At 40.3% G+C, this 18,595-nt stretch carries 16 protein-coding genes; 4 read left to right on the plus strand and 12 right to left on the minus strand.

Annotated elements, in window-relative coordinates; genetic code table 11:
• Positions 1 to 341: 341 nt before the first annotated feature.
• Together ACKC4Y_RS08420 and ACKC4Y_RS08425 are read left to right on the plus strand one after the other, a co-directional pair.
• Positions 342 to 737 (plus strand): MliC family protein, encoded by a 396-nt coding sequence (locus tag ACKC4Y_RS08420; RefSeq protein ID WP_409361282.1) that lies wholly within the window; start codon positions 342 to 344, stop codon positions 735 to 737.
• A gap of 17 nt (positions 738 to 754) precedes the next feature.
• Positions 755 to 1,144, plus strand: coding sequence for an MliC family protein (locus ACKC4Y_RS08425; protein WP_409361283.1), 390 nt, complete (start codon positions 755 to 757; stop codon positions 1,142 to 1,144).
• Between the two features lie 16 nt (positions 1,145 to 1,160).
• Here the strand turns inward: ACKC4Y_RS08425 and mnhG are convergent, their stop codons facing one another.
• From mnhG to ACKC4Y_RS08460, 7 genes are all read right to left on the minus strand, one after another.
• Positions 1,161 to 1,571, minus strand: a complete 411-nt coding sequence (gene mnhG / locus ACKC4Y_RS08430; RefSeq protein WP_409361284.1) for a monovalent cation/H(+) antiporter subunit G — start codon at positions 1,569 to 1,571, stop codon at positions 1,161 to 1,163.
• Positions 1,568 to 1,849: a K+/H+ antiporter subunit F gene (locus tag ACKC4Y_RS08435; protein ID WP_273787568.1), complete on the minus strand. Its 282-nt coding sequence runs from the start codon at positions 1,847 to 1,849 to the stop codon at positions 1,568 to 1,570. The genes mnhG and ACKC4Y_RS08435 overlap by 4 nt, the downstream gene beginning before the upstream one ends.
• On the minus strand, positions 1,846 to 2,331 hold the full coding sequence (locus ACKC4Y_RS08440; protein ID WP_409361285.1) for a Na+/H+ antiporter subunit E: 486 nt from the start codon (positions 2,329 to 2,331) through the stop codon (positions 1,846 to 1,848). The genes ACKC4Y_RS08435 and ACKC4Y_RS08440 overlap by 4 nt, the downstream gene beginning before the upstream one ends.
• On the minus strand, positions 2,328 to 3,950 hold the full coding sequence (locus ACKC4Y_RS08445; protein ID WP_409362179.1) for a monovalent cation/H+ antiporter subunit D: 1,623 nt from the start codon (positions 3,948 to 3,950) through the stop codon (positions 2,328 to 2,330). The genes ACKC4Y_RS08440 and ACKC4Y_RS08445 overlap by 4 nt, the downstream gene beginning before the upstream one ends.
• Positions 3,950 to 4,291: a Na+/H+ antiporter subunit C gene (locus tag ACKC4Y_RS08450; protein WP_409361286.1), complete on the minus strand. Its 342-nt coding sequence runs from the start codon at positions 4,289 to 4,291 to the stop codon at positions 3,950 to 3,952. Before ACKC4Y_RS08450 ends, ACKC4Y_RS08445 begins: the two co-directional genes overlap by 1 nt.
• A complete protein-coding gene (locus ACKC4Y_RS08455; protein ID WP_409361287.1) occupies positions 4,291 to 7,212 on the minus strand; it encodes a monovalent cation/H+ antiporter subunit A in 2,922 nt (973 codons plus the stop codon). The genes ACKC4Y_RS08450 and ACKC4Y_RS08455 overlap by 1 nt, the downstream gene beginning before the upstream one ends.
• A 238-nt stretch (positions 7,213 to 7,450) precedes the next feature.
• A complete protein-coding gene (locus ACKC4Y_RS08460) occupies positions 7,451 to 7,909 on the minus strand; it encodes a BA14K family protein (protein ID WP_409361288.1) in 459 nt (152 codons plus the stop codon).
• Positions 7,910 to 8,079: 170 nt separating this feature from the next.
• On the opposite strand from ACKC4Y_RS08460, the gene ACKC4Y_RS08465 reads away from it, so the two are divergent.
• Both ACKC4Y_RS08465 and ACKC4Y_RS08470 read left to right on the plus strand, forming a co-directional pair.
• Entirely contained in the window at positions 8,080 to 9,177 is a 1,098-nt protein-coding gene (locus ACKC4Y_RS08465; RefSeq protein WP_409361289.1) for a carboxynorspermidine decarboxylase, read from the plus strand.
• A 57-nt stretch (positions 9,178 to 9,234) separates the two neighbouring features.
• The gene (locus ACKC4Y_RS08470) at positions 9,235 to 10,473 is read left to right on the plus strand and encodes a saccharopine dehydrogenase family protein (protein WP_409361290.1); all 1,239 of its coding nucleotides are present in this window, start codon (positions 9,235 to 9,237) and stop codon (positions 10,471 to 10,473) included.
• A 147-nt stretch (positions 10,474 to 10,620) separates the two neighbouring features.
• Here the strand turns inward: ACKC4Y_RS08470 and lpdA are convergent, their stop codons facing one another.
• The 5 genes from lpdA to sucC form a co-directional block, all read right to left on the minus strand.
• A complete protein-coding gene (lpdA, locus tag ACKC4Y_RS08475) occupies positions 10,621 to 12,027 on the minus strand; it encodes a dihydrolipoyl dehydrogenase (protein ID WP_409361291.1) in 1,407 nt (468 codons plus the stop codon).
• A gap of 32 nt (positions 12,028 to 12,059) precedes the next feature.
• Complete coding sequence (odhB, locus tag ACKC4Y_RS08480; RefSeq protein WP_409361292.1) at positions 12,060 to 13,271, minus strand: 2-oxoglutarate dehydrogenase complex dihydrolipoyllysine-residue succinyltransferase; 1,212 nt, start codon at positions 13,269 to 13,271, stop codon at positions 12,060 to 12,062.
• Positions 13,272 to 13,301: 30 nt separating this feature from the next.
• Complete coding sequence (locus ACKC4Y_RS08485; RefSeq protein ID WP_409361293.1) at positions 13,302 to 16,301, minus strand: 2-oxoglutarate dehydrogenase E1 component; 3,000 nt, start codon at positions 16,299 to 16,301, stop codon at positions 13,302 to 13,304.
• 168 nt (positions 16,302 to 16,469) lie between these two features.
• Complete coding sequence (gene sucD / locus ACKC4Y_RS08490; protein WP_409361294.1) at positions 16,470 to 17,372, minus strand: succinate--CoA ligase subunit alpha; 903 nt, start codon at positions 17,370 to 17,372, stop codon at positions 16,470 to 16,472.
• A gap of 3 nt (positions 17,373 to 17,375) precedes the next feature.
• The gene (gene sucC / locus ACKC4Y_RS08495; protein ID WP_409361295.1) at positions 17,376 to 18,572 is read right to left on the minus strand and encodes an ADP-forming succinate--CoA ligase subunit beta; all 1,197 of its coding nucleotides are present in this window, start codon (positions 18,570 to 18,572) and stop codon (positions 17,376 to 17,378) included.
• Between the last annotated feature and the right edge of the window lie 23 nt (positions 18,573 to 18,595).

The following is an 18,595-nucleotide window of genomic DNA, read 5'->3' on the forward strand; positions in this document are numbered from 1 at the left end:
AGGATAGAGCACAGGATTCCTAAAGAAATTGGGCATTTTGAGGAGAAATTCTCAAAGTGAATCTGCTCAAATTCGGGGAAAGCTTCATGGGAGACTATATGCCAATCCCGAGCCAAGTCTCTCTTCAAATGAGAGAAAGGTGTAGAGACTGAACGGGCAGCACCTAAAGAGCAAAAGCTTCAAGGTGAAGAGACAGTCCAGACCACAAACAGCCGTGAAAAGCTGGCGGTGAAAATCGAAGTGGTATGAATCCTGGGGTCGCAGGTTCGAATCCTGCCGTAGACACCATCGTATCAATCAAATTATTCTTTGTGCACAATATAGGAATATAGGGAAGCATCATGAAAAAAACTTTACATATTTTAGGATTTTTCACCGCTTTAAGTTTATCGCTCTTCAACTCAAACAACAGCTTAGCTGGTTCTTTTATCATTGAGGTACCAGACAATCCAGAGCCAAAAACAGAGACCATTACCTACCAGTGTGATACTGGAAAAGATAAAGAACGCGTTGAAGCGGTCTATCTCAATGCTGATAATATTTCATTGGTTGATTTCAAATGGAAAGGCGATCGCGTCGTTGCTGCAAATGTAGTCGCCGACACAGGGAAAAAATACAAAGGAGCACAGTATATTTGGTGGAAAAAGAACAACGAAGTCATTCTTCATGACCGTGCTCGCGATCCAGAAGGAAAAAAACTCATCCGCTGTAAAGACGAATCAACATTGTTGTTCTAAATAACGAAGGAGTCATTATGAAAAAAACTCTTTTTAATTTACGGTTTTTAACCGTTTTAAGTCTATCGCTTTTTAGCTCAATGAGTGCCTTTGCTGGCTCTTTAGTCATTGAGGTACCAGACGATCAAGAACTAATAAAAGGAACCATTTTCTATCAATGCAGCAATGAAAAACAAAAAATGCGTGTTGAAGAAACCTACTACTCTTCCCATGATATTGGGTTAGTTGATCTCAAATGGAATGGAAATCGCATCATCGCTTCCAATGTCATTGCTGCTTCTGGAGCAAAATATGTAGGAGGTGAATATGTTTGGTGGACAAAAGGAGACGAGGCCTCATTCTACAATATCCTTACTGAAGACCATGAAACGTCCTTCACGTGTGTAAAAGAAAAAAGCACAGAATAAAGAAGGTTCTTACATTTCAAAAACCGCGCTGGCTCTCATCGTTTGATGTTCCTTCTGACGTGGGTAACTTTTCCTCCGTCTGGTGTAATAAAAGAGCCAGCGGTTTTTCTGACTGTTCTTCTGAATGATGTCGATAAGCTGCTGTATGTGAGAGCAACATAGAAGCTACCGGTGCTGTTAAAAATAAAAAAAACATCAGCAACACTTCATGAAAAACAAAATAATGGTCCACAAATATTGAATAGAGAAATGAAGAAATAAGAATGCTACCAACGCCCCAACTCGTACATACTGAAAGCATATGCAAACGCTCATAAAAACTGGAAAAACGCACCAAACCTATCGTTGCGATCAGTGTCAATCCAGACCCTAATATTAAGAAAACCGTGATAGCAATAGCCACCACAAGCGATACGTCATCTTTCATTCAATAATCTCTCCCCGCATAAGAAACTTCGCTAAAGCGATGCTTGAGACAGACCCCAACAACCCAATAATGAGGGCAGCAACAAAATAAATGGTCGTTCCTGAACGGATATCGAATGTAAGAAACAAAAGAACAGTGGTTATATAAAGAGCATCCAAACCAACAATTCTATCCTGTGCCCGTGGACCACGAATCAACCGAAACAATGCGAAGATCACCGCCAAACTTAAAAAAAACTGTGAAAAGAAAAGCCCCCAATAAAGGATCACCATACTCATAAGAAAATCTCCAAAAGTAACTGCTCATACCGTTGTTTTATCAATCGTTGATAATCATATCCATTTTTTAAATTTAAGACATGGAGCAAAAGCTCACCCTTTTTACTATTATAGGCAACCCAAGCCGTTCCAGGAGTTGCTGAAAGGATGCACGCTAAAATAGCCAAAGCAGTGCGATTATGAAGCAGAAGAGGCACTACAATAAAGCCAGATCGCTGTTTTCGAGACCTTTTTGTTAAAACAAACCAAGCCACCGAGATATTTGAGGATATAGAATCTATTAAGACTCGAAAAATAAGACGAAAAACCGCACTCCAGCTTTTAATAGCAACCTTCTCCGGCTCAAGGAGCCGTATCATCCAACCACAAAACAAAGCGGTTATAATGGCTAAAAGCAATTGCCCTAAACTAAAACCATTTAAAATAAGCCACATAAGGACAATGACACCACTGAAAAAAGGAGAAGGACAAAAACGACTCATTTATTCATCTCCCTCTTTTCGAGAGAAAAATCCGTTAAAACGCTCCCAATATAATTCTGAGGTTCATACAAAGTCTTAGCAGTTTCAGACATATAATGACTAACAGGACCGGCTACAATTGTTATAAGAAAACACAAGGCAAGAAGAACAGCAATAGGCGCAAATTCTATCACCTGCACACGGGGAACGCGACCTTCAAGAGAAACCCAAAAAGTTCGAATCCCCGTCCGTGTCAGTGCAATCAAAGCTGCAAAACCTGAGAGGGTGACAAAAACCACAAAAAGCCAATCATGATAAACCGGAAGAGAAGCAAAAAAATCCTCTCTACTATGGTTTAAAACTGCCATGAACATCATAAGTTTAGCAACAAAACCAGAAAAAGGTGGCAATCCAATAATCAAAATGGCACAGATACCAAAACAAGCCCCAAGAATTGCCAAGGTTACAGGGAGATATGTGCCAACTTCATCTTCTTCCTCCTCTTCATCGTCACCATAAACCTCCATTGTGACAGCCAGAACATTAGCAGCCACATCTTGACAGCGTTCAACCAACTCTACCAAAAGAAAAAAAGCTCCCAGTGCTAAAGTTGAAGAAACAATATAAAAAAGTGCACCTGCTGTCAGTGCTGCATTGCCAATCCCTATTGCTGCCAACAATGTACCAGAAGAGACAAGAACACTATAAGCTGCCAAACGCACCAAAACTTGACTCGCCAATATCCCAATAAAACCAAAAATCAAAGTGGCAAGCCCACCATAAAACAAAACCGTATGACCAAAATGGTTAAAATATTCACTTTCAGGACCAAACCACAGCAGCGTTAAACGTAAAATAATATAAATACCCACCTTGCTCAAAAGCGCAAAAGAAGCTCCAACGGGCGCTACTGCCGCGCTGTAAGTTGGCACCAACCAAAAATTAAGCGGCCACATACCAGCCTTAAGCAAAAAAGCAATACCGAGAAGTGCAACACCTATTTCAAACAAAACAATATCTGTAGGCAATATGTATTTTATTTTAACAGCCAAATCAGCCATATTAAGAGTACCAGCAACTCCATAAATGAGTGCTGTACCAACTAAAAAAAGTAATGAAGCAACAAGATTAACCACGACATAATGCAACCCTGCGCGCACGCGTGTCTGACCAGAACCATGCAAAGCAAGCCCATAGGAAGCCGTTAACATCACTTCAAAAAATACAAATAAATTAAATAAATCACCGGTCAAAAAAGCGCCATTTATCCCCACCATAAAAAATTGCATCAGTGACTGAAAATGAGAACCAGCTTTGTACCAATGAGCCCGCGCAAAAACCAGTACGCTAGTCACCAACAAGCTTGAAAGTAAAAGCATCATAGCGCTTAAACGATCAAGGACCAAAACAATTCCGAAGGGAGAAGGCCAATTGCCAAGCCGATAAACATCACAAGCCGGCGCTATTTCAAGAGTACGTATAATTAATAAAACAGCCATAACGACCGACAATCCCGCCGAAAAAAGACTAATCAATGATTTAAGTTTTGAACGCCGTTCATCATAGAAAAGTAGAACAGCTCCAGTGATTAACGGCAAAAGGATAGGCAAAATAAGGAGATGGTGCACCCCTACTTCCATCACTGCACCTCACGTCCATCAACGTGATCTGAACCCGTTAAACCGCGTGAAACCAAGAGAATAACTAAAAATAAAGCTGTCGTTGCAAAACCAATAACAATCGCAGTTAAAACCAAAGCTTGAGGGAGAGGGTCGACATAATTAGCTGGATTAATAACAGTAGAAGGATCAACAATCGGTGCAGCATTGCTACGCGGTCTACTCATAGAAAACATAAAAAGATTAACACCATAAGAGAGTAGAGACAAACCAAGAATAATCTGAAAAGTTCGTGGACGTAAAATAAGCCAAATTCCTGATCCAACAAGAATACCAATACCTAAAGAAAGAACAATTTCCATTAATTTTCCTTCTCTTTCAAAACAGGTTTCTTACCGATTCGGTAACTCCGAATTGACTGGTGTGCAAGTGCAATTAAAATGAGAACAGTTGCTCCTAACACAAGAGAAAGCACACCAAAATCAAACAAAAAAGCAGATGCCATGGGAACTTTTCCAATTAACGGAAAATGAATATATCGAAAAAAGGATGTTAAAAAAGGATATCCAAAAAACCAAGAGCCCATCCCTGTTACGACTGACAACAATAAGCCAAAGCCCATCCAACGCAAAGGTAAAACTCTCAAATGCGTTTCCACCCACCGAATATCGCGTGCAAGATATTGTAAAATAAATCCTATCGCCAAAGTAATACCACCGACAAATCCACCTCCTGGCAGATCATGCCCTCGCATGAATAAATAAATAGCAAAAGCGATAATAATCGGAAAGAGCCAACCCATAATAACAGCAGGAACAGCTAAATAATTCAACACTGTATCCCCCACATTTCGATTAGGCTGTGCCATATCAAAGGCTTTCTGGACACGTTGCTGAAAAGGTGCATCAATACTTTCAGGGGCAGGACGAAACCGTCGTAAAAGGGCAAAAACAGTGAGTGATACAACACCCAAAACGACAATTTCTCCCATAGTATCAAAACCACGGAAATCAACCAACAACACATTCACAACATTGCGACCACCAGCATCAGAGTAAGCCTTGGTGAGAAAAAAATCAGAAATCGTCGTACCTTGAGGACGTGTCATCACTGCAAAAGAGAGCCATGCTACACCAGCACCTCCCACAAGAGCTATGATGAAATCACGGATACGACGCAAGCGCACGAAAAAACGAACAGGCGTTGGAGTAGGATTATGCAAGCGTTTAGGCAACCACCGTAAACCAAGCAATAATAAGACGACTGTAACAACCTCAACAACTAATTGTGTTATTGCTAAATCAGGAGCAGAAAGCCATAAAAAGGTTGCACAAGTCACCAAACCAGCTCCCCCCGATAACATGAGTGATGCAAGACGATGAAACTTTGCTTGCCAAGCAACTAAAAGCGCACATAATCCGCCAACTAACCAAAGAGCGAAAAAAGGAATATCCACTGGAAAAAGCGGTAACGCCCCCGCTGAAATAAAACCATCGCACCAAAGCAAAAGACCAACAAATACAAAACACACCCAAAAAATCCAGTGCAACTGTATCTGCAAACGGCGTGTTGACAAAATAGATTCCACCGCACGCGCCCATTTCCAAGAAATAATCACGAGAATGCGTTCAAAAATACGCGGTCCATTCAAGTGACGAAAAAAAGGCGCTCCATCATCACAGGATAAAAAATAACGGTGCCCGACAGCGTAGAGCAATCCGCCTCCTAATAACGCAACAAAACTCATCACTAATGGAGTATTAAACCCATGCCAAACAGCTAAACTATAAGGGATTGTCATTGGTCCTAAAACAGACACGACCGCATTATCTAAAATAGGTCCTATTGTTAAATTAGGAAAAATACCAACTGCTAAACAAATAAACACCAAAAGCTCCATTGGTAAACGCATGAAATGCGGTGGTTCATGGGGAGTTTTGGGTAAATTGACAGGTTTTGGTCCCAAAAAAACGCCATGAATAAAGCGTATAGAATAGGTTACACTAAACAGACTAGCCAGCGTTGCTACATAAGGTGCAATCCAATCGAGCCATGATTCCATATGCGTTTCAACAGCTTCAGCAAAAAACATCTCTTTCGATAAAAAACCATTCAACAAAGGAACTCCGGCCATCGCTGCGCTTGCAACTAAAGCGAGAGTTGCTGTAATAGGCATAGAACGATAAAGCCCTGACAATTTACGCATATCACGTGTTCCCGTCTCGTGATCAATAATACCAGCAGCCATAAATAAAGAAGCTTTAAAAGTAGCATGATTAGCCATATGGAAGATCGCTGCAACACAAGCAAGTGGACTACCAAGGCTTAAAAGCGTGGTAATCAATCCAAGATGACTAATAGTCGAGTAAGCAAGCAGCCCCTTCAAGTCTTGCTGAAACATGGAAAAATAGGCACCAAGAAGCAATGTCGAGAGTCCTGAAAAGCCAACCAGCCAAAACCAAGATTCTGTCCCAGAAAGCACAGGCCATAAACGAACAAGTAAAAACAATCCCGCTTTTACCATTGTTGCTGAATGCAAATAAGCCGATACGGGGGTTGGAGCAGCCATCGCATTGGGCAGCCAAAAATGAAAGGGAAACTGCGCACTTTTTGTTAATCCCCCCAATAAAATACAAATAAGGACAGGACTATAAAGAGAACTTGACCGAATCATATCCCCAGACTGCAATACCTTATCCAAATCAAAACTGCCAACAATATACCCAATCAATAAAACCCCAATAAAAAGGGCAAAACCGCCAAAACCTGTGATTGTTAGAGCCATACGCGCACCCTCACGCGCACTTGCATTATGGTACCAATAGCCGATCAACAAAAAAGAAAAAATACTGGTGAGTTCCCAAAAAATAACCAAAAAGACGAGATTGCCTGATAAGACTATTCCTGTCATTGATCCCATAAAGGCCAAAAAAAAGGAAAAAAAACGCGGTACAGAATCTGCTGGATCCATGTAATAACGTGAATAAATGACAACAAGCAGCCCAATTCCTGTAATGAGCAAGCAAAAAAGCCACGACAAACCATCTATACGGAGAATCAAATCGCTCCCCCATTCTGGAAGCCAAGAAATATCTAAACGCACTACGTGGTTTCCGCGAACTTCCGGATAAAGCATTATTGTAAAAATAAGACAGAAAAGTGCAACAATCCCAGCAAACCACGCTTCATTATTTTTTGCTGTCGAACGAAAAAAGCCAATGATAGCACTTCCACCAAAGGGAAGCAAAACGAGCAATACCAACATTGCTTCCCGTGTTGTCATTCTTTAAACTCCATCCTGTTCTTAACATTTTGTCATCGACAAAATAAAAATTGCATTGTTATCCCCCTCATCTCGGAATTACGATAATAAGATTTAATAAAACTTAAAAACATTTAAATTTTTCAAAAAACAACAGTTGTATGCAGAAAACTACATATCATACAAATTCCCTTTTTATTTTAAGTAAAGGCAACAGGTACAATAAGGCTCGATAGAGATTTTTCACCTTTAACATTTTCTATCCTTTAAAAAAGCGAGAAAGACACTGTTTACGAGATCCATGAAAAGGCTGATAACTATTATCATTTTTATTGTAAGAACGATAACGCGCACGACAAGAATCTATATGTTGTTTAAGCATCCATGGCTCTTTTTTCTGTAAAGAAGCTGACATTGCTTTTAATGGCACATGTTTTGTGTCTAAACGTGAAAATGAAACGAATGCCACTTCAGGATACCACCAATTATCACTGTATTTACGATAACCACGCCGATAATGACGATAACCTTTGAAACCATTAAGTTCTTTTCGTCCTGTAATAACCAAAGGGACCTCCTCTTCAACAGAAGATTGGTGAAATTCCTTAACTTCAGTACTCTTTTTTTGCGCAGAACCAGTGATATTGGTTATTATTATCAAAACACTTCCGATAAACGTAATAATCAAAGCATAATACAAACTCTTTATCATAGGCATAATACAAATCTCACAACAACTGGACCAAAATTGGATTACAGATGATGTCTCCATCACAAAACGAAAACAGATTCTCTTTGATGATTCTTTTTCGCTTGAGACATTCTGCTACTCCATGTACTAAACGTTGATCTCAAGAATAAGATCCTTCAAAAAAGAATGGATAAACAATGATTAAAACTCCCTATTATCTTATCGATAAATCTAAACTCATAAGGAATATGGAAACCATCAAACACTTACGAGAAATGTCCGGAGCTAAAATTTTACTTGCTTTGAAATGCTTTGCCACATGGAGTCTTTTTGATTTAATGTCTGAGTATATGGATGGAACAACCTCATCATCTTTGTATGAATTGCGTTTAGGAAGAGAAAAATTTGGCAAAGAAACCCATGCTTATTCAGTTGCTTGGGCAGATCATGAAATTGATGAAGTCTGTGGCTATGCAGATAAAATCATCTTTAATTCCATTCAACAGCTTCAACGTTTTACTAACGTTACAAAGACCATCCAACGGGGCTTGAGGTTAAATCCAGGAATCAGCGCATCCAATTTTGATCTTGCCAACCCCTCCCGCCCTTTTAGCCGCTTAGGTGAAACCAATCAAAACGCTATAAAAGAAGTTCTACCCCTCATAAATGGCTTGATGATCCACAACAATTGCGAAAATGCTGATTTTAATCTTTTTAACCAAATGCTGAATCACATGGAAGAAAAATTTGCAGAACTTTTCGCTGCGGTTGACTGGATAAGCCTTGGCGGTGGTATTCATTTTACCGCTGAAAATTATCCTCTAGAAACTTTTGCAAAACGCTTAAAACATTTTTCAAAAACCTATGGTGTCACCATTTTTCTAGAACCAGGAGAAGCTGCTATTACCAAAAGCACCACACTGGAAGTAAGTGTTCTTGACACATTATATAATGAAAAAAAACTCGCCATCGTTGATAGCTCCATTGAAGCACATATGCTTGATCTTCTCATTTATCGTGAAAATGCCAAATTAGAACCCAATCAAGGTCCCCATGAAATTATGGTCTGCGGAAAATCCTGTCTTGCTGGTGATATTTTTGGAACATTTCGGTTTCCTGAACCTCTTAAAATAGGTGATAGGCTATCTTTTCAAGATACCGCGGGTTATACAATGGTTAAGAAGAATTGGTTTAATGGCGTTGCAATGCCTGCCATTGTCATCAAAGAATATGATGGGACCTTAACGATTCAGCGTCAATTTAGCTATAATGATTATCAAAAGAGCCTTTCTTAACCAAATGACTACGACAAAAACATAATGCGACAATATTAATAAGGAGATAGCCTCGAAATGAAGAAAAATGTTCTCATTATTGGTGCCGGAGGTGTTGCACAAGTTGTTGCGCATAAATGCGCTCAAAACAATGATATTCTCGGTGAGATTCATATTGCTTCACGGACACTCAAAAAATGTGAAGCCATCATTGCATCCATTAAAGACAAAGAAACAATGAAAGTAGAAGGCATTCTCAAAAGCCATACACTTAATGCAATGAATGTGGAAGAAACTGTACAACTCATCCAAAAAACCAAATGTGAAATTGTTATCAATGTTGGCTCTGCTTTTCTCAATATGTCCGTTCTTTCAGCTTGTATCGAAACCAAATGTGCTTATATCGATACAGCGATTCATGAAGACCCGTTGAAAATTTGTGAAACACCTCCTTGGTATGGCAATTATGAATGGCCCCGACGTCAAGAATGTGAAAAAGCTGGTATAACCGCTATTTTAGGAGCAGGATTTGACCCCGGTGTTGTGAATGCTTATGCAGCATTAGCACGCGATAATTATTTTGATACAATAACTGATATTGATATTATTGATATTAACGCCGGAAAGCATGGACGTTGGTTTGCCACAAATTTTGATCCAGAAATTAACTTTCGAGAATTTACAGGACAGGTATGGTCTTGGCAAAATAAAAAATGGGTTTCCAATAAAATGTTTGAAATCAGCCATGAATGGGATCTCCCTGTTGTTGGAAAACAAAAAGCCTATATGACAGGACATGATGAAATTCATTCATTATCGAAAAATCTCGATGTGAAGAATGTCCGTTTCTGGATGGGATTTGGTGAACGTTATATTACTGTTTTTACGGTTCTAAAAAACCTTGGACTCTTATCCGAACAACCGATTAAAACGGCAGAAGGTCAAGAAGTCGTGCCCTTGAAAGTCGTGAAGGCCGTCTTACCCGATCCAGCTTCTTTAGCACCTGACTATACAGGAAAAACCTGTATTGGAGACCTTATTAAAGGCGAAAAAGATGGAAACCCGAGAGAAATTTTTATCTATAATATAGCCGATCACAAACAAGCTTTTAACGAAACCGGTGCACAAGGTATTTCTTATACAGCCGGTGTACCAGCTGCTGCTGCAGCCCTTCTCATTGCCACCGGTCCATGGGATGTTAAAACCATGGTTAATGTAGAAGAATTACCACCACAGCCCTTCCTAAAATATCTCGATCATATGGGGCTTCCTACTTATATAAGAGAACAACAAGAAGAGAAAAAATTACAGTTTTAAACTTATTCTCTCTATATCAATGACAGATAAAGAAAAACCGCTCTTTTAAAGGGCGGTTTTTTTAATATAAAACACATAAATTTACAAAAAAGGTCCCTTACACTTCTTCAAGAAGTATCGTAATGCACTAAAAAGCACATCCAGATATTAAATATGAAGCGGTTTAGCAAATGTGGCTAGAGCTGCTTCCCGCACTGCTTCTGATAAAGTAGGATGCGCATGACAACAACGCCCCAGATCTTCTGATGAACCACCAAATTCCATCAAAACTGCAATTTCATGAATCATTTCACCAGCACCAAACCCAAGAATATGACCGCCCAAAACCCGATCTGTCTTTTTATCAGCAAGAATTTTAACAAACCCATCACTTTTTTGCATCGCACGTGCACGACCATTGGCCATGAAAGGAAATTTACCAACGTTATAATCAATGCCGGCAGCTTTCAGTTCTTCTTCTGTTTTGCCTACACTAGCAATTTCCGGCTGTGTATAAACAACGCTAGGAATGACATCAAAATTAACATGTCCTTTTTGACCCGCCAAAATTTCAGCTACAGCAACACCTTCTTCTTCTGCTTTATGCGCTAACATTGGTCCTTTAACGACATCACCAATTGCATAAATTCCTGGAATATTCGTCTGCCAATGCGCATCAATCGCAATAAAACCACGTTCATCCAACTGAATACCAGCCTCCCCTAAACCAAGACCCTCTGTGTATGGAGAACGTCCAGTAGCAATGAGCACAACATCAGCCTCTAAAGTTTCAGCTGCACCACCTTTGACGGCTTCAAAAGTCACCTGAGCAGTTGAACCTGATTGCGTAATAGCGGTTACTTTTGCACCCGTCTTATATTCTATCCCCTGTTTTTCCATTAATTTCTGAAATTGCCGTGAAATTTCACCATCCATTGAGCCCAAAACTTTATTAAGATATTCAATAATGGTAACTTTAGCACCTAAGCGGCTCCAAACCGAGCCAAGCTCTGAACCAATAACACCAGCGCCAACCACAATCATGCGCGTTGGCACTTTTTCAAGGGCAAGTGCTCCGGTAGAAGAGACAATTGTTTTTTCATCAATTTCAACATTCACACCTGGAATGCCAGAACTTTCTGAACCCGTCGCAATAATAATATTCTTTGTTGCAATCGTTTGTTTGTTACCATCTCTGGCAATAACTTCCACATGACCAGCACCTAAAACCTCAGCTGTACCAAAAAAAGTATCGACTTTATTCTTTTTCATCAAAAAAGAAACACCACTGGTATTTGCTGTGACAACAGCTTTCTTATGCGCCATCATTTGATCAAGATTAAGCTTAGACTTTGCAATAGAAATACCAAGCGTTTCAAAACCATGTTGCGTTTCAGCAAACACTTCTGACGCATGTAATAACGCTTTAGAAGGAATACAGCCAACATTGAGACACGTACCACCTAGTGTCGTACGCTTTTCAATAATCGCTGTTTTTAACCCCAATTGCGCTGCTTTGATTGCTGCTACATATCCTCCTGGACCAGCCCCGATCACCACCACATCATAAGACATCTGTTTTTCCTTTCATCCTGAAAACTGCACTTTTACAAGTCAAGAACAAGACGTTCCGGATCTTCCAAACTCTCCTTAACACGTACAAGGAAAGTCACAGCTTCTTGCCCATCGACAATACGGTGATCGTAAGAAAGTGCCAAATACATCATAGGACGAATCACAATTTGTCCTCCAACAACCACTGCTCGTTCTTTAATCGCGTGCATTCCCAAGATACCAGACTGTGGTGCATTCAAAATCGGTGTTGACATTAACGATCCATAAACCCCCCCATTGGTAATGGTAAAAGTTCCGCCTAGCATATCAGAAACAGCTAATTTCCCATCACGAGCGAGACGACCCAAACGGCCAATTTCCTTTTCAATTTCTGCAAGCGACATCTGATCTGCATCACGAACCACCGGAACAACAAGCCCTTTATCAGTTCCAACAGCAATTCCAGCATTGACATAGTTTTTATAAACAATATCTGTTCCATCAATTTCTGCATTAACAGCAGGAAGTTCTTTTAAAGCATGACAAACAGCCTTGGTAAAAAATCCCATAAAACCAAGTTTAACACCATGCTTTTTTTCAAAAAGATCCTTATAACGCTTGCGCAAATCCATCACCGCAGACATATCAACCTCATTAAATGTGGTTAACATTGCCGCTGTATTCTGTGCATCTTTAAGACGGCGCGCAATTGTTTGGCGCAATTTCGTCATACGAACCCGCTCCTCACGCGTATCCTGAACGGAAGGAGTCGAAGAGCTGGATGCAGGAGAAGCAGGAGAGGATGCTTTTGTTCCTTGTGCTACAACATCAAGAACATCTTCTTTAAGAATTTGTCCACGTTTTCCAGAACCTGAAATATCGCTTTTCGCAATATCGTTTTCAGTCATCAATTTTGCAGCTGAAGGAGAAGGAGGCATTGTACTGCTTGAAGGAGACTGCCCCAATTCAGATGGAGCTTCCGGAATAGATGTAGCAGAAGGTGAAAATGATTGAGAAACACCAGCTGCTCCGGCTTCAACTAAACCTAACAGAGCATTCAGTTCAACCGTATCGCCTTCCTTTGCAATAACTTCAGATAATTTTCCCGAAACAGGCGAAGGCACTTCAACTGTTACCTTATCAGTTTCTAATTCAACCAAAGGTTCATCTACAGCCACAGCTTCACCAAGCTTTTTAAACCATTTGCCAACTGTTGCTTCGGTAACTGATTCGCCCAAAGTAGGAACACGGATTTCAGTAGTCATAATATTCTTCCATACATCAGAGTAATTAAATTAAGCACCTAACGCATCTTCAAGAAACGCGGAAAGTTGTTCAAGGTGTTTCACCATCAACCCAGTGGCCGGTGATGCACTCGCAGGACGCCCAGCATAGCGTGCACGTGAATATTGGGCGCTAATATGAGTCAAAACCCATTCCAAATAAGGTTCAATAAACGACCAAGCCCCCATATTTTTTGGCTCTTCTTGGCACCAAATAACCTCTGCCTGTAAGAAGCGAGACAAAACATCTACCAAAGCTTTTGCAGGAAAAGGATAAAGCTGCTCAACACGCAATAAATAAACATCATCAATTCCCCTCTTTTCACGCTCTTCATAAAGATCATAATAAACTTTGCCTGTACAAAGAATAATGCGGCGAATTTTGTTATCTTTTTGCAATTTAATCAGAGAATTTTTGAGATATTCCGCGTCATCAAGCAATAAACGGTGAAAACGTGCCTCTGGTCCCATTTCATTCAGGAAAGAAACGGCCCGCTTATGACGCAAAAGAGATTTTGGTGTCATCAAAATTAATGGCTTACGAAAATCACGTTTAATTTGTCGACGCAAAATATGAAAATAATTTGCAGGTGTTGTACAATTAGCAACCTGCATATTATCTTCCGCACAAAGTTGAAGGAACCGTTCTATACGTGCTGAAGAATGCTCCGGTCCTTGCCCCTCAAAACCATGGGGTAACAAGCACACAAGACCAGACATACGAAGCCACTTACGCTCCGCAGAAGAAATAAATTGGTCAAAAATGACTTGTGCACCATTGGAGAAATCACCAAATTGCGCTTCCCAAAGTGTTAAACCACGTGGTTCAGCAAGCGAATATCCATATTCAAAACCAAGAACTGCTTCTTCAGAAAGCATAGAATTGACAACTTCATAGAGCGCCTGCCCCTTCTGCAAATGATTCAAAGGGATATAACGAGATTCATTCTCTTGATCATAAAGAACCGAATGACGTTGCGAAAAAGTCCCGCGTTCAACATCTTCACCAGAAAGGCGAATTGGAGATCCTTCTAAACAGAGTGAACCAAAAGCTAAAGCTTCAGCTGTTGCCCAATCAATTCCTTCACCGGTTTCAAACATTTTAGCACGGTTGTTCAAAAAACGCTGAATGGTTTTATGAACATGGAAATCTGATGGAATTTCAACAAGCTTTTGACCAATTTCCTTTAAAGTTTTTAGCTCAACACCTGTGGTTCCAGAACGTTGTTCATCGGCGTTACTGGCAACTTTAAGACCTGTCCAGCTTCCATCAAGCCAATCAGCCTTATTAGGTTTATAAGAAGCACTTGCTTCAAACTCAGCTTCAAGCTTATCACGCCATATTTTTTTTTGCTGCTCAATCTCTTCTAAAGAAATCACCCCTTCTGCTACCAACTGGTCACCATAAAGCTGAAGAGTCGTTTTGTGATTACGGATAGCCTTATACATAAGTGGCTGTGTAAAAGAAGGCTCATCGCCTTCATTATGTCCATAACGGCGATAACAGAACATATCAATGACCACTGGTTTATGGAAAATCTGGCGAAACTCTGTTGCTACTTTTGCAACAAAAACAACAGCTTCAGGATCATCACCATTCACATGAAAAATTGGCGCATCGATCATTTTTGCTACATCAGATGGATAAGGCGAAGAGCGCGAAAAGCGTGGATCCGTTGTAAATCCAATCTGATTATTGATAATGACATGAAGTGAGCCCGCAACACGGTAACCTTTTAGACCAGAAAGACCAAAAGTTTCTTGAATAACACCTTGTCCTGCAAAAGCAGCATCACCGTGAATAAGCAAGGGTAAAACTTTTGAGCGCTCGCTTAATGAAATAAAATCAGTGCGTGTAGGTCCTACAAGTTGATCCTGTTTAGCACGCGCCTTCCCAATAACAACCGGATCAACAATCTCAAGGTGAGATGGATTAGCTAAAAGCGATAAATGGAGCTTTTTACCATAAAATTCAAGATCTGCTGAAGTGCCCAAATGATATTTTACATCACCGGATCCCTCTACATCATCAGGCTTATAAGAACCTCCTTTGAATTCATGAAAAATAGCCCGATGTGGCTTAGCCAGAACTTGTGAAAGAACATTTAAACGCCCACGATGAGCCATTCCTAAAACAACTTCCTGTACTCCCAAAACACTACCACATCTCATAATCTGCTCAAGAGCAGGAATTAGTGCTTCACCACCATCAATGCCAAAACGCTTTGTCCCTTTATATTTTGTATCTAAAAACTGTTCAAACCCCTCCGCCTCAATAAGCTTATTAAGGATAGCTTTCTTGCTTTCCTTTGTGAAAGAAATTCGATTATCTGGTCCTTCAATACGCTCTTGAAGCCATGCCTTTTGAGCAGGATCAGAAATATGCATATACTCTACACCAATTGTTGAACAATAGGTACGATTGAGAATTTCAAGCATCTGGGAAATAGTCGCGTATTCCAGCCCTAAAACATTATCAATAAAAATGGGACGATCATAATCAGCAGAAGTAAAACCGTAAGCTTCCGGAGAGAGTTCTTTGTAATCTTCCTGCTTTTCTGCCAATTGAAGAGGATCAAGCCGTGCACGAAGGTGCCCACGTGCTCGAAAAGCACGAATCATCATGAGCGCATGAACAGAATCACGTGTTGCTTGAATAATATCTTGTTCGCTAGAAACTTTTCCCTCTTGCACAGCTTGGGCGGCTATTTTTTCTTTTATCTTATCACCAAGGTGTTTTTCAAGAACAGGCCAATCTCCATCGAGAGCAGAAACCAATTCTCCATTTGCTTTTAATGGCCAGTGCTCACGTTGCCACGTTGCGCCTTTAGCATTTTTAAGAACATCTTCTTTGTTGTCTTTAAGGGTTTCAAAAAAAGCACGCCACTGTGAATCTACACTGGTAGGATCTTTTTCATATTCGGCATAAAGCTGATCTATATAATCCGCATTTCCACCATATAGAAATGACGTTTGTGCAAAAAGACTATTTATCTCGTCCTGCCTTGCCATATACTTCTCCGGAACATCTATTCCGTCTCCTTATATATCCTCTCGACCCTTAAGCGCTTAGAAAGCAAATAAAGACCAGAAAATTGCAAAAAAGTTTTTATTTTTATACTCAAAATGTTTCACCTAAATCTGAATAAGGATAGCTCCTTATCCAGACAAAGTCTTCTCTTATCCCTTCAAAACAGACATCAAGGTTTTACCTATCTGGGATGGTGAAGGAGAAACACGTATCCCTGCCGATTCCATTGCAGCGATTTTATCTTCTGCCCCACCTTTACCACCAGAGATAACAGCACCGGCATGACCCATTGTACGCCCTGGAGGAGCTGTACGACCAGCAATAAAACCAGCCATCGGCTTTTTGCGTCCTCTTTTTGCTTCATCTTTAAGAAATTGTGCTGCTTCTTCCTCAGCAGAGCCACCAATTTCACCAATCATAACAATAGACTCGGTTTCATCATCAGCCAAAAACATTTCCAACACATCAACAAATTCAGTACCCTTAACAGGATCACCACCAATACCAATAGCGGTTGTCTGCCCCAAACCTTCTTGACTCGTTTGAAACACAGCTTCATAAGTTAAAGTTCCTGACCGAGAAACAACCCCAACAGATCCTTTTCTAAAAATAGAACCGGGCATAATACCGATCTTACATTCATGGGGAGTAAGAATACCAGGACAATTAGGACCAATTAAGCGCGATTTTGACCGCTCTAATTTATCCTTAACCCTAACCATATCCATTACCGGTATACCTTCTGTAATACAGACAATTAAACCGATTTCTGCTTCAATAGCTTCTATAATAGCATCTGCAGCTCCTGCAGGAGGAACATAAATAACAGAAGCATCTGCCCCTGTCTTTTCTTTTGCCTCAGCAACATTGGAAAAAATAGGAAGAGATTCGCCTTTTGATCCTTCCCATACCTCACCCCCTTTTTTGGGATGAATACCACCAACCATTTTCGTACCATGATAAGCCAATGCCTGCTCTGTATGAAAGGTTCCTGTTTTCCCTGTAAGTCCTTGAACCAGAACTTTTGTATCTTGATGAATAAGAATTGACATGGCTTAAGCTCCCTTCACTGCTGCAATGATTTTCTGAGCAGCATCATCTAAATCATCAGCAGAAATAACATTCAAACCACTCTCATTGATAATTGCTTTACCTTGCTCAACATTCGTACCTTCAAGACGAACAACCAAAGGAACTTTTAAACCAACTTCCCTAACAGCAGCGACAACACCTTCAGCAATGATATCGCAACGCATGATGCCACCAAAAATATTAACCAAAATGCCTTTAACATTCGGATCAGCAGTGATAATTTTAAAAGCAGCCGTTACCTTCTCTTTTGAAGCACCACCACCAACATCAAGAAAATTTGCAGGCTCAGCTCCATAGAGTTTGATAATATCCATTGTTGCCATAGCGAGACCCGCACCATTGACCATGCAACCAATCGTACCCTCAAGAGCAACATAAGCAAGATCATGCTTTGATGCTTCAATTTCTTTTGGATCCTCTTCTGAAAGATCGCGCAACTCCAAAATATCTGGATGACGGAACAAAGCATTATTATCAAAAGAAACCTTTGCATCAAGAACACGCAAACGACCATCTTTCATCACAATAAGTGGATTGATTTCCAGAAGACTCATATCTTTTTCACAAAACGCTTTATAGAGAATTGGGAAAAGCTTTTCACCATCTTCCCGCGCACTATCGTGCAACTCCAATGCATCACAAAGCCTTGTACAATCGGCAGAGGTAACCCCTTGCGCAGGATCAATGGGAAGGGTTAATATTTTCTCTGGTGTCTCTTCAGCAACGGTTTCAATATCCATTCCCCCTTCCATTGAAACAACGAATGCGACCCGACCAACACTACGATCAACCAAAAGTGAAAGATAAAGCTCCCGTTCGATATCAGCACCATCTTCAATGTAGAGACGATTGACCTGCTTACCCTCTGGACCCGTTTGTTTGGTTACCAAAGTTTTACCAAGCATTTCTTGGACATTTGCAACAACTTCTTCAACTGATTTTGCAAGACGAACACCACCCTTTGAATCAGGACCAAGTTCTTTAAACTTACCCTTACCACGACCACCAGCGTGAATCTGGCTTTTAACCACATAGAGTGGTCCAGGCAATTTTTTTGCCCATTTTTCAGCTTGCTCCACAGAATAAACAGCAACACCATTTGCAATTGGTGCCCCATATTCATGAAGCAGACGTTTGGCCTGATATTCATGGATATTCATGCATTTGTCCTTTTCTTTTACGG

This window comes from Bartonella heixiaziensis (assembly GCF_046245125.2).
Lineage (GTDB): Bacteria > Pseudomonadota > Alphaproteobacteria > Rhizobiales > Rhizobiaceae > Bartonella > Bartonella heixiaziensis.